We start from the raw sequence: 24,445 nt of genomic DNA, 5'->3' as shown, positions 1-24,445 counted from the left end.
AGTTGTAATTTATGAATATTGAAAGCTTCCATAATCCCCAACTGGATACTGCATTTAACTTTATTATGTACACAAACAGAAATGTCTTTCTGACTGGAAAAGCCGGTACCGGAAAAACAACTTTTTTGCATAAAATAAAACAAGCTTCCCCTAAAAGGATGATTGTTGTTGCACCAACAGGAGTTGCAGCAGTGAATTCAGGCGGAGTAACAATACACTCGTTTTTTCAATTGCCTTTCGGACCTTTTATACCTGTCAATGATGATTTATCGACAAACAGTTCGGAAAGAAGTATTCAAAAATTTAACAGGGACAAGAAAAATATTTTGAGAAGCCTAGATTTGTTGATAATTGATGAAATAAGCATGGTACGGGCCGACTTGCTCGATGGAATCGATGATGTTCTCCGTAGATACAAGGATAGGAACAAGCCCTTTGGAGGCGTTCAATTGCTTATGATTGGAGACATTGCACAGCTGTCACCTGTGATCAAAAACGATGAGTGGAATATTCTAAAACAATGGTATGATTCTATATATTTTTTTAGCAGCAAAGCCTTAAGGCAAACCAATTTTATAAGTATTGAGCTTAAACATATATATAGACAATCCGACAGGGTATTTATAGATTTATTGAATAAGGTAAGGGATAACAATCTGGATTCCGATGCTTTGGAACAACTGAATGAGAGGTATGATCAGGAGTTTACGAAGAATATTCCCCAAGGGTATATAGTCCTTACTACTCATAATCAGCAGGCACAAGCTATCAACGAACGCAAACTTCAGCAGATCAGTGAAAAAGAAGTTAACTTTAAAGCCTCCAAAGAAGGTGATTTTCCCGAATATTCCTATCCAACGGATTATGAGCTGACCTTGAAAAAAGGTGCCCAGGTGATGTTTGTCAAAAATGATAATTCGGGTCAGAAGCTCTTTTATAACGGTAAAATTGGTGTAATTGAAAAAATTGATGGCGAAACGATTTATGTAAAATGTCATGGTGATAAAGGCAGAATTGCCGTAGAAAAAACCCAGTGGCAGAATACAAAATATACAATCAATGAAGAGACCAAGGAGATTCAAGAAGAGATAGCGGGTACTTTTACACAGTATCCATTAAAGCTTGCCTGGGCAATTACCATTCATAAAAGTCAGGGTCTGACCTTTGATAAGGCAGTAATTGATGCAAATGCTGCTTTTGCCCATGGACAGGTTTATGTGGCACTGAGCCGCTGCAAAACCTTAGAAGGGTTGGTGCTAAGCTCAAGGATATCTTCAAAAAGCATTGTGAGAGATCCGGCTGTTCACAGCTTTTCAAGGAATGTTGAAGAAAACCAGCCTGGAGTGGAGGAGTTTGAGAAAGCAAAATATGAATATCAAAAAGACCTCATTTTTGATCTTTATGATTTCAGTTCAGCTAGAAGTCAGCTTTGGTATTTAATAATGCTGTACAATGAGAATGTGGGAAGCTTGCATGTCGGGTTGAAAGAGAATTTTGATAAAATGATGTCTTCAAACGAAGAGTTGATTGCAATATCGGACAAGTTTAAATTGCAAATAATTCGTCATTTGGAAGCAGAGCCCGATATAAATAAAAATCACCAATTAAATGAACGGATAATGAAATCCGGAAAGTATTATGAAGAAAAAATAGCGGAAGATTTCTTAAAAGTCCTTGAAAGCACAACCGTTGAAAGTGACAATAAGAGTGTCAAAAATACTATTGAGAAGGCACTGGAAAAACTAGAGAAAATCTTAATGGTAAAGATGGCTTGCTTTAAAGATTGTCAGAGCGGATTTAATGTTGGTAGCTATCTTTCAACTCGTGCAAAAGCTTCCATAGAAAAAACACCTAAAAAGATCAATTCAAAATCTGATGAAGCAGCACCTAAAAGCATTATTCACCCCAAATTGTTTGCAGAACTGAAAAAATGGCGTCTGCAAAAAGCATCTAAGTTGGAAATCCAAGCATTTGGCGTATTACATCAGAAATGCCTGATAAGTATTGTCAACGAACTGCCTTCAAACCTTACTGAACTTAAAAAAATAAAGGGAATTGGTAAGCAAAAATTAAAGGCTTTTGGTAATGAGATATTGGAAATAATCCACTTGTACTGTAAAGAAAATAACGTAAAAGAGGATACATTCTCAGATGATGATAATGTAAAAGCGACAAGCATAGCAGATCATGATGCAGGGAAAAAAACCAGCACACGTGAATATAGCTTTGAGCTTTACAAGCAAGGGCTTAGCATAGAGCAGATTGCATTGGAGCGTAACTTGAAAACATCCACAATAGAAGACCATTTATCGACATTTGTAGCAAGCGGCGAGTTGGAAATTTGTGAATTGGTAGATGAGCCCAAGCTTGACCTGATTGTATCGTCATTTAAAAAGCACGGTACAACTCATATACAGCCTGTAAAAGATGAATTGGGTGATGATGTGACATATGGTGAACTCAAACTTGTTAAAGCTTACTTGGTGTCTGGGGAATATTGCAAAACGGAACCGGATTGAAGGTTTGGAGAGTCAAAATAAGCCGATATCATTTCAGGGCCGGCCACAACCTCTTTTGAAATACCACTTTCATTCCTATTCCATTTCACCAATGAAATTTCACCATTTTGTATTTCGATACAAGTTATATACCCTTTCTTAACACAGCACCCATCATTAAAATAGGGGATTTCACCAGGTTTTGGAAAGGCTGGATTGTGGGTGTGGCCTGCAATTACCATTAGGTCATTGCTTCTAGACCATTGCCTCATGCTGCCTTCGATAATCCTCAGTCTTTCGCTGTTTCTAACCTGGTTTAAACTGCTTCTGTACTGAGCCATCTTAAAAAATCTCCAGAAATAACGTATCATAAAACATGAAAAAGGCCAGAGAACATCACTTAGAATGTCACCCTGGTGCCCGTGAACGGCAAATAGCCTGTATGAATTGCTGCTGTGTTTAAGAACCAGGCCTTCATGGATTTTAATATTTTCAAAAAGCGGTCTATAGGCTTGTATTTCAGGATCATAGTATCGGTATAATGTGTTTCTTACATAGGCTTTGCAGCTTTTAAAAATATCGTGATTTCCCCAAATCATATAAAGCCTTTTATCCATATGGAATTTTTGCAGCAGCAAATAAACCTCAAGGTGGGAGTTAATTAATGCTGAAAACCGGTCATTCTCCCACAATTCATCACCATCGCCCACCTCTATATATGTAAAACCATTTGAGTAGTACGAATTCAAAGCATGCAGATAAATATCCCGGTTTTTTACAAAGCTGTCAGCCTTACTGCCGTCCCCTCTATGGCAATCACTAATGAAAACAAGCTTGGAGCTGTCATCAAAAGTGATAATCTCAGATGAGAAATAAGCTTGCTTTAACCTCATAAAAGTATACATGTTGCAGGCCTCCATAGTAGAGCTGTTTTAATTCACTATATCCTATGAAGGAGAGTGCAGCATTGTGAAAATAGAAAACTTCAGCAGCTATGATTCAATCGGTTTATAAACATCAAACTCCTTATTTTTATACATAAATGCATTTTGAGAACAATTATTCATACATTTCTGACACATTATACAGGTTTTTAATACAGGAGTGCTGCTGTTTATATCTAAGCTTTTTGTGGGGCAGTTCTTTTCGCATGCCTTGCATTTAACACATCTGTCACTATTAATAGACACCTTGCCTGCAGCAGAGGGTATATAAAATTTATAGGATAACGCATACATAACTTTTGTAAAATAATACCTTGCATTAGATGCTTTTTTTATATTTCTGCTGCCTGATAAAAATTCATCTGTTATCAGTTCTACTTTTTTAGAAGCATTATCTAATAAAGACCGGTATTGGGAAACAGGTGTTTTGGTAAATAAGAAATTATAAAAATTGTTGGGCATTCGGAAATAATCTGTACACGTTATTTCAACATCGGAGTTTTTATAATAATTATATACCTCATTAAAACTTGGAGTTAATGATTTTGCAGCCTGAGTAGCAAAAAAAATCGCTTTAATCTTAGTATTTTTAGCGACTTTCTTTTTGATATTTGTGATGAATATTTCAGGGTAAAGCTCCACATAGATTGGAGAGCCTGCAACCAAATAATCATACTTAGTTTTATTACCGGCAGCATCATATTTTAAGATATCATAAATATCTACTTGAATATTTCTAGCTTCAAATGCCTTTTTAAACAATTGGGCAATGTATTTTGTATTACGAGTGCCAGAAAAATATAGAATTAACGCTTTATTCACAGTAACCCCCAGAATATAAATAAAATGGTATTTGTTAATTTAATTATCTCATATTTACACCTATAATGCAAATCTTTTACTGGAAAAGCAATGTGATGATCGTCATTGTATATCTATAAAAAAATAATAGTGAAATCACTTGCACAAAAGTGTCTGTGTCATTATATCAGAAAATATTTCCATACCGTCGGTTCTTGCTATATGGATTACATCCTTAAACTGTGCACTTTGAGGAAGAATGGTATGGAGAATATTTTCCTTGCCAAGGATACGATCAGGGTTATAGGTAACATCCTTTTGGCCATCGAAAATTGCCACATAGAAGATCCCTGTCTCTACAATATCCTGGAAAAAATGACTTCCGTAAGACAGCTCAGGCATGACACCTGCTTCGCTAAAAGCAACTTCACAGATTACCGACATGTTGCAAAGCTCTGTAAAATGTACTGGTACGCCTAAAGAGGGGGTAGTGGTTCCCCATCTGCCCGGACCCATGAGCATGACATTTTTCCCTTTTAGTGCTGTGTTTATCAATCCAACCTGTCGGGCTACAGCATATTTTCCTGATTCGCTAAGAGCAAGATAGGGCTTTATTCCTATGAAAACTACAAAATTGACAGGAAGTCTCACATTACCGCCGATAAAAGGTCCTTTTGTATGGAATAAGCAGTCTTTTTCGTCAATAAGCTTAGGTAGCTCTACAGGTTTTCCCAATCCTCTTGTCTGCAAAGGACGGCATTGAAGGAGGTTGATCTTGAAAGTATCGTCCTTCTTAAAATTTGCTGTAAATTCAATGTCTACAGGGTAATTATAGACCCTGGAGAGTATGGACAGCATATCCTTCATAAGCTTGGGAAATTTGGTATTACCAAGGAGTTCCTTAAAGTCTAGAATATAAGGGGCCTGACTGCTATCCAATCCAAGCTCCTTCATGCGGGTAAAAGCCTGCTGATCCAAAGCAGCGAACAACCCTTTATTTGCCTTTATTTCATTTGATAAAATTTCATTTATATTTTTGCTTATCAATTGGTTTTTCTCAAGGGACAGAACATCAACATAATACTGTGAGAATTTCTTCTGGTCCTTATAATTCATAGGGGGTAGACGCATAGGATTGTCAAGACAGACAATTCTGGCATAATCTCCCACAGTCCTATCAACCGCTCTTGTTCCAAGGCCCAATACCATTCGCAGCATGCCTGCGTCCATATCTATGCTTTCATCCCATACATAAAGGTTGGAGGAATTTCCCACGCCAGCAACATGGGGGAAAAAATCATCGTTATAATTATCTCCCGAAACACGCTGGACCAATATTGCCATCTGCTCGTCTTTTTCTGAAAGGCCTCTGTTCAATCTGTATGCCAAAGCATCCTCATTCATAGTACTGGCATACACTATGCGGACAGCTTGTGCAAAGGCATTATAGCGTTCTTCCGGTGTGCCCTGGTTGACACAAAAGACGCTTTCATACTTTCCTGCAAAAGCATTGCCGAAATTATCTTCCAGAAGTGAGCTGGAGCGGACTATAATAGGGGACTGACCGAAGTATTCCAGTAGTTCAATAAACTTATCCTGAATATTTTCATGAAAACGCCCGTTTAGAATTTTTTCCTGAAGCTCTTTTGCGTATTTTAAATAGCCTTCCTTTGTTTTTTGCTTTATACGAAGCTCCCAGCAGCCATTTTGCACAATATAAGTATAAAAAATATCCGAACCCAAATAATAGGAGTCATGAGGTTCCATATAGGGATCAAAGGTTTCGCCAGCTTCCTTTTCCAAAATCTTTCTGGCAATCAGCATCCCGACACTTTTTCCTCCGATAAAACCTGATCCAACTTCTCTTGATGCTATTCTTATAATGTCCTTTAAAGTAAAATAACGGTTGCACAAATCCAACATCCTGGATTCATTGCCGATAATCATGGACATTAGAAGCTTTTTTGCTTTTTCCTGTTCATCAGGAGGAGCTGAAAGTAAATCAATTGCTTTATTTAAAACAACATCCCAGTTATCAATTATTTCACCCCTGCGGTTTATACTGGAAAACAGCTCTGTTGACTCAGAACTGCCCGTTATGCAAACAGCTTCCTGACCATCTATGAGATGAGGAAAAAACATGGTGGAAGAATATCTCTTCCAAACCTTTAGGGGGTGTATATAACATTTATCATTAACCTTATATAAATCAAGAAGGAGCTGAGTAGTGTCTCGAATACCTGCAATTGTGCTATAGGTATGGACATTTCTTTTGATTGCGAAGTAGGCTATTGTATCCAATTCGTACAAGTAAGGGCAGGTTACTTTAAAAAAGTTCCCCAGCATAAGATCCGAGTACCAGTATTCCAATAAGTCCGTAAGGCAGTCAAAAACATAGAAGGCTTTCTTTCCTTCATATTCGATGAGCTTGTGCACTTCTGTAGCAAAGCTTTCAAAACCGTTTTTGGGGTCAACGGCATAAACTTTGATATCCCCGCTTTCGTTGAGGAGGGGTTCATGCCTGCCGAAGCGTACATAGACCAGGTTTCTTTTATCCAGCTTTGCCTGGGCAACATATGGTGCAACCATTTCCTTATAGTGGGCAACTGAATCAACCTGCCATACAACATTATCTCCCAGTCGGAGTTTGTCAATCATCTGGTCAAAGCCTATAAGCCCTGTACTAACCTTATCGAGTATCTCCATAATGTACCCCCATCAAACTATAAAGATGATTTATTTTATTTCAAGTTTACCTGCTGCCAGGCATAAAATCAAGTATTGAGAATCAGTCAGTATATTTAGAATTTCTTCTGTTAAAATGTATATAATAATTTACAATATAAATGAAAATTTTTAATAATTAATGTATAATTATTATGTTATATAGATTATTTTAATATTTAAGGGGGTATTAGTGTGAGTAAAAAGGGTGTTCTTTTATTGGTTTTGGTTGTGATGGTTTTTGGCATGTTTGGGATTCAAACTGCCTATGGTGAAAACGCAGGTAAAGTGAATTCATCTCCAGACAGTTTGCAGATAACCATTGGAAGGATCAGCGGCATAGCAGGAACAGAAGTATTAGTACCGATAACTTTTTATAATGTACCCAAGTCAGGAATAAATAATTGCAATTTTTCACTTCAATATGATACAAACGCACTTGAATTTAAATTAGCAGAGGCTGGAGCAATTGTTCCGCTGCCTATAGCAAATTTTAGTTGCTTTAAGCGTGATGAGAAAATAAATATAATGTTTGTTGATCAAAGCCAAGGTGCAATGCAGATAACTTCAGACGGTGTACTTGCGTATATTAAGTTTGAAATAAAAAAGGCTGCATCATCAGGTGTATATGATATAAAGCTGCATAAGGCCGGCAGTATCAGCTGTCTCCAAAATGGCAAACTTAAAGCCATAACTCCTGTGTTTACAAACGGGTATGTGTTGGTACAGCAAACACAAACACAGTATTCTGATTATCAGTATAACATCGATGTTGAAATCGGCAAGGTTCAAGGCGTTTCCGGAACTGAAGTTACAGTGCCTGTTAAATTCAATAATATACCGCCATATGGTATAAATAATTGTGACTTTGTTTTGGAGTTTAATACCGACGGGTTGGAGCTTAAGTCGGTAGAACAGGGAGATATAATTCCGTTTTCATTGGGCAATTTTTCGTACAACAAGTCAGAATACGGAAAAATATATTTTCTTTATAATGATGAAACACAAGGATCAATGCCTATCACATCAGAGGGTATCTTTGCACAAATTAAATTTATTATAAAGAACGAAATAAAAAGTGGAATATATGGTATCGGCAAATTAAAAGTTGGGCGATTTTCAGGAATTGTCAATAGGAAATTGAATACTTATACACCAACATTTAGTGAGGGCTATGTGAGTATCGGGCAAAGTCCGGTAAACACACCAACAAGCACTTCCACACCTACACCAACTAACACACCGACAAGTACACCAACTAACACACCGACAAACACACCAACAAACACTTCCACGCCTACACCCACAAGTACTCCAGCTGTTCCTCAATATAATGTAAACGTTGAAATCCCCAAAATTAATGCTGCTGCAGGTAAAGAAGTGGTAGTACCTATTGTTTTTGATAACATACCTTCAATTGGAATTAACAATTGTGACTTTATAGTAGGATATAATAGTGATGTATTGGAGTTGAAGAGGGTAATTGCCGGGGATATTGTACCTAATCCCATATGGAATTTTAGCTTCAATAAGTCAGCTGAAGGTAAAATAAATTTATTATTTATAAATGAACGCAAATCTAAAATGCCGATAGCAAATAATGGGGTCTTTGCTTTTATAGTATTTAAGGTTAAGGACAATACTCCAAATGGTACTTATAATATAATAAAGCAGCATTTAGGTGCTTTTTCCGGCTTACAAGACTCGAGACTGATACCGATGAATGTAAATTTTATCGACGGCTGTATAAAAATAGAATAAACAAATTTACATAAAAAATAAGCATATTAAATAGCCTCCTATGACCTGCTATTAAGGTAAATGGGGGGTTTTTTCATGTTTAGTTATACTTCTATGGAATAAGCTGTAAATAATTGGTTTGGTTTTATTGACATGGCTATTCCGTTGTTATATAATATAAGTGTATGATTAAATGTATTCTTACATATCTCATTTAAGGATCTTAAATTTTATATCATAATCTAAATTTTACACGTATTGACTCAATTTCATAAATTCATTTTCTTACAATCAATTCAACACATAATTCTAAATAAAACCATTTAAAGAGGATATATATTAGTTTTGAGTTTGTTTTTTATGACAAAAAAATAATGTTAGAGGTGAATTAAATGAAAAAATGCAGAAAGTTTCTTTGCTATATGCTTATTTCAAGCTTGTTTTTTTGTACCAATTTTTCACCACAGACCTCACAGGCAGCAGCGAAAAATGATATAAGCGTTTACTTAAACGGTTCTAAATTAAAATTTGATGTACAACCCTACATAAAAAAAGGCAGAACAATGGTGCCGTTCAGAAAGATTTTTGAATCATTTGGTGTAGATATTAGCTGGAATGCAGCAAGTAAAACAATACTGGCAAACAACAGCCACACAGATATATTTTTACAGATAAATAAGACAGAGGCACTGGTAAACGGATTCAAAACCGAGCTTGATGTAGCGGCAGAAATAATAGAAGGAAGAACCTTTGTGCCCCTAAGGTTTGTGAGTGAAAATACAGGTGCAGAGGTAAACTGGGACGGAAGCAGCAAAACAGTATATATTTCTTATGTGTTTGAAAAGCATAAACTGGGTGAGACTTCACATTACAAGGATTTGGAATTCTCCATCAACAATGTAGATATAGTTAGTGACGGAAAGATAATTACTATAGTTGGAAAAACCAATTTGCCTGAAAAATTCTTGCTGATTGAGGCATTTGATGAATCGGGAAGGTACGAAACAGGTTTGATTAGCATTACAGGGCAGCAGGAAGACAAGTATAGGTTTGAGAGCAATTTGTACCTTACTAAACCATTTAAACCAAAGACAATCGTTGTAAAAACTACCAGTGATGCTAATAAGCAAATAAAAATATCCGAGTATAATCTGAATTAATCTATTATTTAAAACCATATCTATATTAAAAGTAAAATACCATAACTTATTTTCTGTAACCTATTTTGTAGAACAGGTAAGAGGAGGACTAAAAATGAAAAGTAATGTTTTAAAAATGTGCCTCTACAGGATGCTTTCAATTGTTCTGTCATTTATGCTTATTATTGGTATGATATGTATAAAAACTCCTGATGTCTATGCTGCCGGAAGTATAAGTGTTGAGTTCTTTAACTCTGACCGGGCTACATCCATCAGCAGTGTATATGTAAAGTTCAAAATCTATAATACCGGTACAACAGCTATTAATGCATCAAGTCTAAAATTCAGATACTATTTTACTGATGATGGTGTAACACCTATCGGTACGGCTATTGACTATGCATCAATCGGATCTGCACCCATAAGCAGCAATGTAACTTGTACTGTTAATGCCATAAGTGCAGCTAGTGCAAACAAATATTTGGAATATGGGTTTAATAGCGGTGCAGGAACAATAGCTCCAAATGCTTATGTGGAAGTTAATTCGAGATTTTATCATGGGGGTTATTCCCAAAACTTTACTCAAACCAATGACTATTCCTTTTGCTCAACCAACTCTAATTTCGAAGCATGGAGTAAGGTTACAGCCTATGTTGACGGAGCATTGGCAAGCGGGATAGAGCCGTCTTATGTGTCGGCATCACCGACACCAACACCTACACCTACGGTGACACCGACTGCTACCCGCACACCAACTCAAACTCCAACCCCGACCAGAACTACTACGCCGGGACCTGCTGCCACTCCTACAGTTACCCCGGTTGCAGTATCGGGAGCTTCAATTATAAGAATTGAAGCTGAAAACGGTGCTTTAGCAGGAAACGCTTTAATACAAAACGGCAGTAACGGATATTCAGGTTCAGGCTTTCTAAGCGGATTCTACAACGACGGTGCAAGTGTTACATTTAATATTAATGTTTCTGCAGCAGGACCATATAACGTCTCATTAAGGTATTCAAACGGAATGGGAAGCCAGCAGCAATTGAGTTTATATTTAAACGGATCTCATAATAAGGATTCTGTTTATCCTTACACATCAGGGTGGGATTCTTGGACTGAAAAGGCGGAGGTTCTCAATTTAAATGCAGGAAACAATTCAATAATGTTTAGGCGTGATTCCGGAGATGGAGCATTATTTCTGGATTATATAACAATAGTTCAGGCATCACAATCATCCCAGTCACCTCAGAGCAATAATCTCCTGTCAAACGGAGATTTCAGTCTTGGAACAAACTTATGGTTCCATTATGCACATTCAGGTGCTGCCGGATCAGGTACTGTTGAAAACGGTGTGTATAAAATGATAATTTCAAACCCAGGTACTGCACCCTGGCATACGGGCATAGGGCAGACAAATTTCTCCCTTGTTAGCGGTAAAACATATAAGGTTTCTTTTGATGCAAGATCTACATTAAACAGAACAATGGTTACTTCCATTCACAATAGTTCATCTTATGTAAATTATTTATACCAAGAAGTGCCGCTAACCAATACAATGACAAGCTACAGCTATTATTTTGTAATGAATACATCCGATACATCCTCACGCATAGCCTTTGACACAGGATCTGGCAATACCATACCAAGTCATGATATCTATATAGACAACGTGGTAATACAGGAGGTTGTCGGCTCTACGCCCGCTACAACACCTCAGCCAACTCCTACATCGTCAATAGTAAATCTTATAAGGAATGGAAATTTTGTAGACAACACAGCAAACTGGACTTACCAGGGCACTTGTTACGGTCAGGTTATGAACGGCGAATACAAGCTTGCTCTATATTATCTGGGTACCAAACCTTCATATAATCAGTTCTTTCAAAAGCCGTTCTCACTAACAGCGGGCAAGACTTACAAGCTTTCTTTGGATGCAAGAGCTGGGGCAGCGACAAAAGTAAGGTTATTTATATGTAATGGATCAAACTATACCGACTATATATCGGTTAATCAAAACATAACTCAGAGTATGTCTACATACAATTATACCTTTACAATGACACAATCGGACAGCGATTGTATGTTTGGGTTGGATCTGGGACAATTGGATGGAGCTGTCACTACCGATGTCTATTTCGATAATATTATATTGCAGGAAATATCGTCTTCTTCAAATACCCCAAGTGTGACAAGCTCGGTAACAGCAACACCTACTCCGACAGCTACGCCAGTTCCTGCGGGAGGGGCAAACCTGGCATTGGGTAAAACTGTTTATGTATCCTCTGAAGAAAATGGGTATGGAAACGTAAAACAAAATTCAGTTGATGGAAACTATGGAACCAAATGGTCAAGCGGATGGTCGGATAACCAGTGGATATATGTGGACCTTGGGACTGTACAAGCTTTCAACAGGGTAAAGCTTTTATGGGAAGTTTGTTATGGAAAGTCATACAAGATACAGGTATCCAATGATGCCAATAATTGGACTGATGTTTATACAACCAATTCAGGTGACGGAAGCGTTGATGATATTTATTTTACAACCGCAAACGCAAGGTATGTAAGAATGTACGGAATAACAAGATCGATAGATTATGGGTTCTCGCTGTGGGAGTTTGAGGTATACAACAGCAGTGTGACACCCACACCCACTAGAACTTCTACTCCCACTCCCACTGCAACCCCAGCTCCAACCTCATCAGTAGTTACACAAACACCTTCAGTTGAAAGGATAAACATAGCCGTAGGAAAGCCTGCGTCTGCCGATTCAAATCAATCAATTTCCAATGGCACTGCACAAGGAAACGATAATGATGGAGGAACGCGCTGGTGTGCTGCGGACAGTAACTTGAACCACTGGTGGAAGGTTGATTTGGGAGGTATTTATCAATTAACCGGAACTCAGGTGGTTTGGGAGTTCGGCGGAAGAGTTTACAAATACAAGATTGAGGTTTCAAATAATGATTCCAGTTGGACTACAGTGGTGGATAAAGGTGGAAATCAAAGCACATTGCAGGCACAAAGCGATAACTTTAATGCATCAGGCAGGTATGTAAGGCTTACCGTTACAGGGCTGGAAAATGGTGCATGGGCAAGCTTCTGGGAGTTTAAGGTTTTTGGAGATGCAGCTTATTTGCCTGCTCCTTCACCAACTCCAATTCCAACTGACGGAGAGATAATAAAAAATGGAAAATTTGATAACGGATCCTCCGATTGGGAATTTGGGGTTAACAATTCAACAGGTGCTAATGCCTATAATGTTATTACTCAGATTTCTTCCAACAACGTTTCCAAGACATCCATAACAAATGTCGGAACGGACTTTTGGAACATAAAGCTTGCCCAGGGCAAATTTACTCTGGAAAGACTAAAAAGGTACAGGCTTACATTTGATGCATCTGCTTCAATCCCAAGAGGGATAAAAGTCGAGATCTCCAGCGGTTCTACATCGGTTAAGTATTTTGAAGGAGTAACAAATATCACTTCTGCTTCAAAAAGTTATTCTTATGACTTTAATATGTTCAGCAACACAGATGCTACATGCAAATTGACATTTGATATGGGACAGTCCAATATTAGCCCCATATCAGGCTCGCATGATGTTTTGCTTGATAATATCAGCCTTAAGATAATCGGAGACGCTCCAACGGCTGCACCAACCTCCGTGGCTTCCCCGGGACCTACACCTCTTACAGATGATATAAATGTTCATTTTGCACCTTCCAGAAGTACTGTGTCAAACAAACTCAAATTTGGAGAAAAAAGCGATATAGAGTTTGTACAGGGCGGAGAAATATCTGTAGAAGGAACTATGCTGGGTAAAAAAGAGGTTGCATTGGTTCTTGACAATTCAGGAGCTTTTAACTCATATGCACTTGACACTATTTCACCTTTCGATTTTGGTATTTTTGCAAACAAGCGGCTTTCAATACAGGGAAACAATGCAAATATTACCGGAAGCACATATTCCCAAAACTTCAGCAGTATAGGAACGAATCTTACTATAACAGAGAGATGTATGGCGTCGGACTTTTTTATAGTTACACCCAATCTCAATGTCAATAAGTTTGAGAATATATCAAAGCCTATAGATATGCCTTATTTACATCCACAGCTTATTCAGGAGGCAGTTTTATCCAACCAGGTTTACAGCCCTTTCAGTTTTCCTTCCATGATAGATGTTCCCATGGCGGGTCAAACCGGAGTAAATATCAGGTACGAACCATGGAACAGCCGTTTTGTAATAACTGGAAGCGGTACTTTGCAAATTGATAAATCAATGTACTTTAAAGGCAACCTTCTTATCTCATTAAAAGGCACGAATAATATAGGAAATGCATTTTTAGTAGCAGATGGTGATATTGTAATACAGGGTAATTCACTGTCTCCCAAAGGACCTAACGACAAGATGTATGTATATTCCATAGGTGGCAATATTGAGTTCCAAACCATAAACTCCACAATTAACGGAATTGCTTATGCTCCAGGTAATCCCAATATACCGGGATTTACAGGAAATATCAGGTTTATTGGAATGGGCAATACCATAAACGGAAGCGTTGTGGGACAGAACATTACCTTGCAGGGCGGAGGAGTCAAGATAGATTCATCATTGAACTCCCTGAAAGCTGTAGAGGATAAGTATATACAGAGCTCCACATACCTCAATTTGATAAAAACTGCAGCTCAGGAGTTTATTGACAAGTTTGCAGGTACTGACACGAAAGTAGGAATTATTAAGTATTCAGAGTCGGCAAATGGCAGTGATATGGTTTATTATGATATGTCTATTCCGGCAAAGGTGCTTGAGGCAAAATCCAAAATCGAAGCATTGACACCGGAAGCATCAGGGCTCAGCAATATGGGAGACGGAATAAGAAGAGCTAAGGAATTGTTGAAAGACCCGGTTAAATCAAGTGATCTTGCCACTAAATACATGGTTGTTCTTGTCGGTTCAGCACCAAACAAATGGACTAAGACCACTTCATCAGGTACTGCAATGAAGACTGATGGAGGGGCTGCTCAATACTTCGGCGGAGACGGCACTGGAGACAGCGATGGAAGCGGACTTAGTTATGCAAGAACTGTCAGTGCTTCTGCCAAAGACTCAGGAATTGAACTGATGTTTATTGATTTTTCTTCGTTAAATATTGAGAGTAAGTTGGAGCAGATAGCTGTCTCAGGCGGTGCCAAGCAAGTGGCTTCTACAGGTAAGCATTTTTATAAAGCAGGGAACTATTCAGAGATAACATCAATATTTGATTATATCTTTTTATATACTACCTATGAAATTTGGTTGAACAATGTAGTTTATGAAGAGACATTCCCTAAAGGTATAAGGATTGTAGAGGCTCCTGCGGGAATGACATTATCTAAGGTTGTCATAGACGGAAGTACGCGAGACAGGGCAACAGGTATACTCAACAATGTAAAGCTCAGTTACAACGGCAGCAAATATATTTTGAGCGGAAACAGCTATAAATTTAAGCTCCGTTTTATAAAGCCCGGCGACGTAACCTTTAAAGGTGAGGATTCAAGTATTACTTATACTATACAATATATTGACTCCAAGAATGTAAAGCATACCGTTCCTATTAAAGGAGTATTTAATGATATAACCGTCAATGTAGATTGGGTTATAGATATTGCATAGAGAAGCTAACAATAGCTTTAAAAGAGGTGGCAGACAAGCCGGGAAAATCTTCGGCTTGTCTGTCGCTTCCTTTTCTGTATGACTTTTACAAATGCAGGGCGTATTATTGCGGTGTCTGTAACAGCATCAAGAATAATTTCGGACAAATTAACAGGCTTGCCCTAAACTATGGCATAGTTTTTTTGGCATTATTGTTGTCAGGTGCTTGTGGTGGGGAGGACAAGTTTCAGTTTAAAAAATGTATATTAAACTCTTTTTAAAAAAGGAAAATCATTATAAATGAATACACTGATTACTGCTCAAGTATAAATGTTTTATTTTTCTACTTCAAATTGCTTGATGATTATAGGGATAACAAGTCTGTTCCATCCCTTTTGATCTCCAAAGTACTTTACAGGAGCTACCTAATAGTAAAGAATAAATACCCGCATAAGGAAAAGGTTATGAGGGAAGGTATGGATAGGATTCATTTGCTTGAAAAATCCAATGAGACGACTTTGGATGAAATAAGCCAGGCGTTTGGAGAAATACTGGGGGAAATGTTTGCTTATAATCCAGAATACCCTCAGGCAGGCTTGCTAAGGGAAATAGGATTTAATATGGGTAAACTGATTTATGTCTTGGACTGTATAGACGACCTTAAGGAAGATACAAAAAGAAACAGGTTTAACCCTTTAATCAACTCTAGTGAATATCCTATTGACAGTAAAATTGAAGGCTTGCTCGGTGATATTGAGGAGCTTGCCATGCAGCTTGATATTAAGCATTCCAAAGAATTGATAGTTAATATAGTAAAGCAGTGGGGGGGATTAATTTCATTGAAGACGGTCATAATAATTTGTATTTTGTATTATAATATTGAGAAGGTTCAAGAAGCTGAGGGACTGCGACTGCTGTTGTGATTGCAGCTGTTGTGATTGTTGTGACTGCTGTGATAGCTGTGATGGATGCAACTGCTGTGACTGAGGATGTAATCGTTTTGGAAAACGACAACTGTTGATCATTGGTTTTTTGATATGTGAGAAATTATGGTGTATGCTACATCACAATTTCTCACAACAACGCCAAGGTTGACAAAAGCATCTCGTGATTTTGTTTATCAGATTTCAAAGCTCACAAGGCCGGTATCTAAATGATATTTTGCCCCTATTACCCTAACCTTCTTTTCATTTTCCAGCTTTTTAATTATCGGATCATTCTCAATCTGTGCTACCGAATTTTTTATGTTTTCGTTTTCACAAGCTTCACATAATTGGTTTTCATCAGTGCAGGAATGCTTAACTTTTTCCAAAGACGGTTTGATCTTTTCTACTATTTCCTTAATGTTTCCCTCAGCTTCACCGCCTTCGACTGTGGCTTTAACAGCACCGCATTTATCATGTCCCAAAACTACAATAAGGGGAGACCCCAAATGCTCGGCACCATATTCAATGCTTCCAAGCTCAACCGGGTCAACAACATTGCCGGCATCTCTAATAACAAATAAGTCACCAAGACCTTGATCAAACAAAGTTTCTGGCGGTACGCGAGAATCTGAGCAGGTCAGAACTATGGCAAATGGATGCTGCCCATTACTTACCAGACTCTTTCGCTTTTCTGCAGTTGTATCGTCTGATAGAGTCTTGTTTGAAACAAACCTTTTATTTCCTTCTTTTAACAGCTGTATTGCCATACCCGAATCAATAATTTCAGGTCTTTTATAAATCTCGGCAGCTGTTTGAGAAGGAGAATCTTTGGGAGTTTTATCAGGCTTGGTGTTTGTACAACCCGGGAACATTGAAATAGATAACGCTGTGATTAAGGATGCAGACGTTAGTTTGATACTTGTTTTGTTCATTATATGACCTCCTAATAATTAATGACATAAATAATACAATAAAAACCAAATTTTTTCAATAGGTGGGAATAAAGAAACTGTAGAAGAGCTTCCGCTTATTAATATATTGATTTTAGCCGATAGATTTTATGTCGCATAAATTGCATAAAGTATAGTTAACCTAAAGCTTATCATATAAAAACAAGGAGATTTGATTATGTCTCTACTTTTTGCCAGACAACCGATATTTGATAAGAAGAATGGCATTTACGGATACGAACTTTTGTACAGGGATGAAGTGTCCGACAATTCTTTCAATTGCCAGGATGGAGACAGAGCAACATCAAACGTTATGGCAGCAGGCTTTCTGTCTATGGGTGTAGGTACTATCGCAGGCAAGAAAAAGGCTTTCATTAACTTTACCCATAACATGCTGCTGCAGGAGGTGGCAACCCTATTCCCCAACGACCAGATAGTTGTTGAAGTGCTTGAAACAATAGAGCCTACCAAGGAAATTGTAGAAGCCTGTAGGAGCCTCAAATCCCATGGTTATACCCTTGCTTTGGATGACTTTGTTTTCAGAGCGGGTTATGAGCCTCTGATTGAATTAGCCGATGTGATAAAGGTTGATTTTATTATAACCAATTCGGAGAGTGAAAGAAAATATATTGTTAATCATTTTGGCAATAATAGAGTAAGGTTTCTTGCAGAAAAAATTGAAACTCTGCAAGAGTACAATGAAGCTGTTAAGCTAGGTTACAGTTATTTTCAGGGATATTATTTTTCAAAGCCCATAATCCAGCAGTCAAAAGAAGTTCCGCCCGCTAAGTTAAACCATTTAAAGCTTATGAAGATACTTCAGGAAAAAGATCCGAAATTTGAAGACATTGTAAATATAATAGAAAAGGATGTAGCTTTTTCCTATGAAATTCTAAAAATAGCAAATACGGCATACTACTACCGTGGCAATTTGGTTAAATCCATAAGACAGGCTTCCCTGCGCATGGGTCTTGATGAGCTGCGTAAATGGGCTTACATAACTGTCTTAAGGAAAGTGGGTGGTGACGGAAAGGATGAAATTGTTACAATATGTGCCCAAAGGGCTAAGGCCTTGGAGTCTTTAAGCCAAAAGGTTGGTCTTGAGCACAGGAAAACAGAGCTTTTTATGCTAGGCATGCTATCTATGATTGATACATTGACCGGATGCATGATGGATTTACTGCTTCCCCATTTACACATTTCGGATGATATCAAGGAAGTACTTTCGGGAAGATTGGGTGATGATAGTGTTTCATTGTGCTATAGACTTGTCACCGCATATGAAAAGGGTGAATGGATTTTAGCCAATGAAATATGCGACAGGCTTGGAATAAAAGTCCTAGACATAGCCGACTCGTATTTTAATGCTCTTCTATGGATTAACTGCAGCGATTGCTAGGCTATTATCTATTATTTTAAACACCTCTGCTCTTGTAATATTTTTGTCAGGCCTAAAGGTTAAATCGTTATAACCGCTGAAAATACCAAGCTCGGCTCCCTTTTTTACATAATTGGCTGCCCAGGAGGGGATTGACTTTATGTCTTTAAAGGATATTGTGCCGGATGGAGCAGCATCCATATAGCCAAGGGCCTTCATGATGATAACAGCCATTTCTGTTCTTGTGACAAACTGGGATGCTCTGAAGGTATTATCGCTATAGCCCTGCATAATTTTGTTCCTGACCAAGATATCAATATAACCTAAAGCCCAGGCAGGTATTTTTCCTTTATCCTTAAATTTGACGTCTGGGTTTTTGGAAGGTAAAATATTAAGCATTATCACAATCAGTTTTGCTATTTCCGCTCTGGTGATTTCTTTATCGGGTCGTATTGTATTATCTGGATAACCGTCTATTATTCCTTTTGTTAATAATGATAATATGTTGTTTTTAGCCCAGTGTCCTGACATATCGGAAAATGGCATTGAAAAAGGCTTAGCTGTTGTATACGGTTTTGGCGTTACGATATTGGTTGAACCTGATGATGGAGGAGCTGATTGCCCTGGCTTTAAACTTGGTGCCGGTACAACAATTCCAGGTTGGTTTGGTCCATAAGTTGTTCCCGATTTGGATGAATTTGGTCCAGGGATGAGAGCAAGTATTGCCTTGTTTTGACTTTGAGGTCCAACAGACAGTATGCAGCCAAAATCCAGATCTTTTTTGCTTCCTGTCAAAGAGCAGAACCCATATTCAAGGTATCCGTTCTGAGTGTATTTGGGGTTATAATAGGATAAATAATAATTGCCTGCAGGCAAATATACTTCAAAGTCGGTTTTTGATGTGCCTTTATTTAAGGTAATCTGCTTTGATAATGCCACATCAACGGATTCGGCTATGTAGTTTATAGTAAAAAATTCAATCAAAAGAGGAATATCACTTGCAGCCGAATATCCTACAGGCAAGGAAACTGTGCATGTGAATTTCAAGCCTTCAAGTAGCTCAATATTGCATTCTGTTAAATTTTGGAGGGAGGGGTTAAATATGTTTTTTCTTGTATTGTACAAAGTGCTTGTTCTTGGGCCTGTATAATAACCGTGGGCAACGAAGTCTGCCTTCTCAGTCAAATAATCCAGATAAAAAATTCCGTCATTGGGGAGGGTCAAAGTATATTCAATATTGTTTGAATTCTCAGTTATGGTCATCTCCGAAACAATTTGCAGATCCGCTTCTTTATCACTTCTAATATTTGCAAAGGCATTTGTGCCTTTATAAACGTTTGCAGCCACTTTTACATCTATTCCGTTTTTAGGAGCTGTCTTGTTACCGGGTAAATACACCCTTCCCGATACAGTTCTGCCCTTGATGATTGTAAGATTGACACTTGTTGCATTACCGGAGCTTATGCTTACCTTGGAGGCTTCGCTTTCGTAAGGTGTAGTACCTCCGTTACTGAAATATCCGTACTTAACATAACCTCTTTTATCTATATAGTAATTCACATAAAAATCAGACACTGAATTACTCGTTATATTTATAAAATATTTTAATGAAGTACTTCCCTCAGGTATTATAAAATGGTTAAGGAATGGAGGACCATCATAGTTTAAACCCGCTCCTTCAGCAGCAACGAATACTGAAAGTCCGCCTTTTGGTGCGGTTTCGCCATAAGGAAGAGACAAATTGCCTGAAATATACTTAGATCCTGCCAGTATAAGTTCAATGCCCGTAAAATCCGACGAGCCCACGTCGATATAGCCTGCACTGCTCTTTTTTGATACAGTTCCGGCTTTGTTGTAGAAGCCTGATGACAAGCAGCCTTCGCTATTTGTCTCGTATCCAAGAATATATTTGTACTTGTTGTTGTTTTCAAGTACTGTAAAGCTAAATTGTACTTGTGTTTGGTTTTCGGGAATAACCATAGTTTTATTGTAAATATAATCGGGTTTGTATTTTGAGTTTTTATATGCTTCATCAGGAAAACCCAACTCCAAATAAACGGCAGTTCCTCCTTGAGGAGCTTTATTGCCGTTTGGAAGACTAATTGTACCTGAAACAACTCTTTTACTCAATATGTTCAAATCAACTCCTGAAATATTACTGTCCTTTGGAATGATTGCTCCGGCAAGTTCAACATCAAACACGCTGCCGTCAGGACTATAGTAAGCTGTTTTTGATATATTTCCTGCTCCTTTTGGTATGTAGTATCCGATTCGGTAGTTGCCTGACAGTCCTTCTTCAGGTATAAATATTGAGTAATTTTGAAATGATGAATTACTTTTAAGTGTTACAGTTGTGCTGTATGTTTTACCAGAGTCTTGTTCTGCGAAAATGTCAATAGCAAGATCATTAACCAGGCCTATATTCTTTAAAGAAATCTTTCCCGAGACGGTTATGCCTTTTTGGCCTCCGGAAACCGGAGTAACTGTTGGTGAAGGGGTATTTGAAGCTATAGCAGAAGGAGAAGCTCCAAAGTTGTATTCTGCAACGGCTATAAAGCTGCTTTCAAGACTTTTGCCAACAGCATATATCTTGTTGTTTACATAGAATAACGAAATACCTTCTTTGTCTAAAGGCATCTTTTCTTTTTTTATCCAGTCGCCTGAATATGTATCATATTCGTAGAAATTACCATCATTGCTGTCTGCTTTTCCAACAGCATATATTTTGCCATTTGCCGATGTTACTGAGCTGATTTGTAAATGGGTGCTTTTTAACACATTCCATTTGTCGCCGTCTATATCATATTCCTCAATAGAATTTAGGTTTATTGAACCTCCTGTTGCCCAAAGTTTGGTTCCGTTAACAGCAAGAGAGTGATTAGCTCTTTCATGGTTTGTGCCGGATATTGGTGACCATTTGTCATTTGCAGGATCATAGACTTCAGCGGTTTTGATACTTTGGGGATCTTCTCCGCCGCATATGTATATCCTGCCTTTATATGCGGCAGCTGCTCCACCCATTCTGCTGTATAGGGTAGAAGCCTTCGGATCAAGTTTCCCCCTCACCGGGTCATATTCATACATTTTATTTGAGCCTGATATAATGTATATTTTATCGCCTAAGGGGACTAAGATAGGCTTGCTGCTTAAATCTATAATACTTGGATCAAGGGTGCCGACCTCAAACCATTTATTGCTGTCCGGTTCATAGCATTGCACCTTCCGGTCACTGCCTATGATGTATATCTTACCGTTTAAGGCTGCGGCAGAAAAACTGTTTTTTCCATAATCCATGCTGGATTTGGTTTTCCATGTGTCTGACTGAGTATTAGGGGATTCTGAAGGTGCAGCAGTCGCAGCAGGGGTTGCTGTAGGTATGGTTGGGGTATTTGTTGGAGATGTACCCGGTATATAAATTTTAGCATATTCCAGGGCACTTTTCGCATCTACAATCCCTCCGCAAGCAATGCTTCCTTGTAAATTTATATATTTGGTGTTAACGGTACTTTTTATAATAGTTGACAGGTCACTGCCTTTAAGGCTTGAATTGCAGCTTGATAAAAGTGCTGCAGTGCCTGATACAAAAGCTGCTGCCATGGAGGTACCGTCGTTGAAGCCGTATGAGTTATCCGGAAGAGTGCTGTAGATATCAACTCCAGGTGCAGCAACATCAACCAGCTTGCCATAATTGGAAAATGGAGCCAAACTTCCCTGATTATTTACTGCACCTACCGAAATGATATTGGGAAGGCGATATGAAGCAGGGTATAAAGGACTAACACCTGTATCGCTTTTTTCATTTCCTGCACTGCAGACAAAAAGTATGTCGGAATTTTTCATTGCCTGCTCCAAGGCATAATTGTAATGGGTGTCGCTAAAACTGCAGTTAATTATTTTGACACCCATTTTTTTGGCATACTCAATGGCTTCTAATGCATCGCTTGTATAGCCTGACATTCCGTTCATAAATTTCAAAGGAACAAGCCTAACTCCGCTTGCTATACCTCTTATTCCGGCTGAGTTTGCACCTGCGGCAATAATTCCGGCCAAATGAGTGCCGTGGTCATCTTCCTCTCCATCATAAACACTACTGTCGGAATTTATAAAATCCCAGCCGCAATAATCATCTACATATCCGTTCTGATCATCATCTATATTGTTTGCCGGATTTTCTGTAAAGTTTTTATACATGGAATCTCTAAGATCCTCATGATTTAAATCTATCCCTGTATCCAAGATGCCCACCAAAACCCCGCTGCTTGTGTTTATCATATCCCACGCAGCAGCTGCATTGATGTCAAAACCTATAAAACCGGGCTTTCCGTTTATGTCCTGCCCGGAGTTTGAGAGGCCCCACTGCTTAATAAAATCAGGGTCCTGTATATTAATATTTTTATATAACCTGTAATCAGGCTGAACAAAATCAACATTGCTGTCATCTTCAAAAAGCCTGAGGGCATATTCCAATTCCTTGGAGTCTGAAAACTCAACAACATCTGTTTTTGAAAGCCTGTTATAATGCTGAAACCTAATGCTTTTTAGCTTCTTGGCAATATTATTTTTCGATAGAGAACTTTTTTTATGGTCTTTAAATTTTATAAGAAGCCTCTCGGTATCTTTTGGAATAGTTTTACCCCTGTGAGGTAATAATGATATATCAGACTCATTTAAGTCTGAACCGAATGAGTATGATGATAGAGCGGATATTAAGATGAAAAAACTTAAAATAGTGCTGAGTATTTTTTTGCGGCTCGTCATTGAAACCATTCCTTTCATAAAAAGGTTTTATATGCTTTAGTTTTGATTGTCCAAATTTAAATTATATATTTGTATTTATTGCATGTCAATAATGTCTTACAGTGGATAATGCAGAGAGCAAGCAATCCCAAGGCGTGGAATTTGTGTCTAAAATTTAAAATTTCTTTTTTATAATGATTGTTTTAAAACGCTATGGTATAATTGAAAAAAATCGCTTGTTATTAAGTATGAATCAATCAAAGCAAAGGCGGTATAATATATGACAAATAAAACTAAGGTTTTAATAATTGATGACGATATTAATATCTGTGAACTTATACGTTTATACTTAGAAAAAGAGGGTTTTGAAGCGTTCCCTGTTTATAACGGCATTAAAGCACTTGATGCATTTAAGGAGAATACACCCAACATAGTCATTCTGGATATAATGCTTCCGGGAGCAGATGGCTGGCAGGTCTGCCGTGAGATCAGAAAGATTAGCAGTATACCCATAATCATGCTAACTGCGAAGGGAGAAACCTTTGATAAGGTTCTTGGGCTTGAGTTGGGGGCTGACGATTATATGGTCAAACCCTTTGAGCCTAAAGAGCTTGTAGCAAGGGTCAAGGCAGTACTTAGAAGATATGAGCATAAGGAAATAGATGTGCAGGAGGTTGTGTACCCAAATCTGGTAATAAATAGGACGAATTACTCAGCAAAGGTAAACGGCAAGGAGATTGAGTTTACCCCAAAAGAATTGGAGCTACTGTTCTTTCTTGCATCCAATCCCAACAAGGTTTTTACCAGGGAGCAGCTCTTGGAGCAGGTATGGGGGTTTGATTTCTATGGAGACTCAAGGACAGTCGATGTACATGTAAAAAGACTTCGGGAAAAGATGGAGCTTGATAACCAAATGTGGCAGCTGAAGACTGTGTGGGGTGTGGGCTACAAGTTCGAAGTAAAGTAGCGGGTAAAT

11 protein-coding genes and 1 pseudogene are annotated in these 24,445 nt (G+C 38.1%); 7 read left to right on the top strand and 5 right to left on the bottom strand.

The genetic code is table 11. The features are described from left to right. Positions 1 to 11: 11 nt before the first annotated feature. Positions 12 to 2,519, top strand: a complete 2,508-nt coding sequence (locus VIO64_RS12710; protein ID WP_331918750.1) for a helix-turn-helix domain-containing protein — start codon at positions 12 to 14, stop codon at positions 2,517 to 2,519. On the opposite strand, the gene VIO64_RS12705 is transcribed toward VIO64_RS12710, so the two are convergent. The 3 genes from VIO64_RS12705 to VIO64_RS12695 form a co-directional block, all read right to left on the bottom strand. Then, positions 2,477 to 3,403, bottom strand: a complete 927-nt coding sequence (locus VIO64_RS12705; RefSeq protein WP_331918748.1) for a metallophosphoesterase — start codon at positions 3,401 to 3,403, stop codon at positions 2,477 to 2,479. The genes VIO64_RS12710 and VIO64_RS12705 overlap by 43 nt on opposite strands. Positions 3,404 to 3,490: 87 nt before the next feature. Continuing rightward, positions 3,491 to 4,264, bottom strand: coding sequence for an EFR1 family ferrodoxin (locus VIO64_RS12700; protein ID WP_331918746.1), 774 nt, complete (start codon positions 4,262 to 4,264; stop codon positions 3,491 to 3,493). 135 nt (positions 4,265 to 4,399) lie between these two features. Beyond that, positions 4,400 to 6,949: a PEP/pyruvate-binding domain-containing protein gene (locus tag VIO64_RS12695; RefSeq protein WP_331918744.1), complete on the bottom strand. Its 2,550-nt coding sequence runs from the start codon at positions 6,947 to 6,949 to the stop codon at positions 4,400 to 4,402. A 213-nt stretch (positions 6,950 to 7,162) separates the two neighbouring features. On the opposite strand from VIO64_RS12695, the gene VIO64_RS12690 reads away from it, so the two are divergent. The 4 genes and pseudogenes from VIO64_RS12690 (at position 7,163) to VIO64_RS12675 (ending at position 16,401) form a co-directional block, all read left to right on the top strand. Beyond that, the gene (locus tag VIO64_RS12690; protein WP_331918742.1) at positions 7,163 to 8,728 is read left to right on the top strand and encodes a cohesin domain-containing protein; all 1,566 of its coding nucleotides are present in this window, start codon (positions 7,163 to 7,165) and stop codon (positions 8,726 to 8,728) included. A 371-nt stretch (positions 8,729 to 9,099) separates the two neighbouring features. Beyond that, positions 9,100 to 9,867, top strand: coding sequence for a copper amine oxidase N-terminal domain-containing protein (locus tag VIO64_RS12685; RefSeq protein ID WP_331918740.1), 768 nt, complete (start codon positions 9,100 to 9,102; stop codon positions 9,865 to 9,867). 94 nt (positions 9,868 to 9,961) lie between these two features. Next, entirely contained in the window at positions 9,962 to 15,499 is a 5,538-nt protein-coding gene (locus VIO64_RS12680; RefSeq protein WP_331918738.1) for a discoidin domain-containing protein, read from the top strand. 26 nt (positions 15,500 to 15,525) lie between these two features. Continuing rightward, positions 15,526 to 16,401 (top strand): annotated as a pseudogene (locus tag VIO64_RS12675) (DUF5685 family protein). Positions 16,402 to 16,598: 197 nt separating this feature from the next. On the opposite strand, the gene VIO64_RS12670 reads toward VIO64_RS12675, so the two are convergent. Further along, positions 16,599 to 17,336, bottom strand: a complete 738-nt coding sequence (locus VIO64_RS12670) for a carbonic anhydrase (protein WP_331918736.1) — start codon at positions 17,334 to 17,336, stop codon at positions 16,599 to 16,601. 196 nt (positions 17,337 to 17,532) lie between these two features. On the opposite strand from VIO64_RS12670, the gene VIO64_RS12665 reads away from it, so the two are divergent. Then, positions 17,533 to 18,753 (top strand): EAL and HDOD domain-containing protein, encoded by a 1,221-nt coding sequence (locus VIO64_RS12665; protein WP_331918734.1) that lies wholly within the window; start codon positions 17,533 to 17,535, stop codon positions 18,751 to 18,753. On the opposite strand, the gene VIO64_RS12660 is transcribed toward VIO64_RS12665, so the two are convergent. Continuing rightward, positions 18,727 to 23,490, bottom strand: a complete 4,764-nt coding sequence (locus tag VIO64_RS12660) for a S8 family serine peptidase (RefSeq protein ID WP_331918732.1) — start codon at positions 23,488 to 23,490, stop codon at positions 18,727 to 18,729. The two genes, VIO64_RS12665 and VIO64_RS12660, sit on opposite strands and share 27 nt — an antisense overlap. A 259-nt stretch (positions 23,491 to 23,749) precedes the next feature. Between VIO64_RS12660 and VIO64_RS12655 the strand changes: the two genes are divergently transcribed. Continuing rightward, positions 23,750 to 24,436: a response regulator transcription factor gene (locus VIO64_RS12655; protein ID WP_331918730.1), complete on the top strand. Its 687-nt coding sequence runs from the start codon at positions 23,750 to 23,752 to the stop codon at positions 24,434 to 24,436. Positions 24,437 to 24,445: the final 9 nt, after the last annotated feature.

It is taken from the genome of Pseudobacteroides sp. (assembly GCF_036567765.1).
Classification (GTDB): domain Bacteria; phylum Bacillota; class Clostridia; order Acetivibrionales; family DSM-2933; genus Pseudobacteroides.
This window is presented reverse-complemented; position numbering and strand designations above follow the sequence as displayed.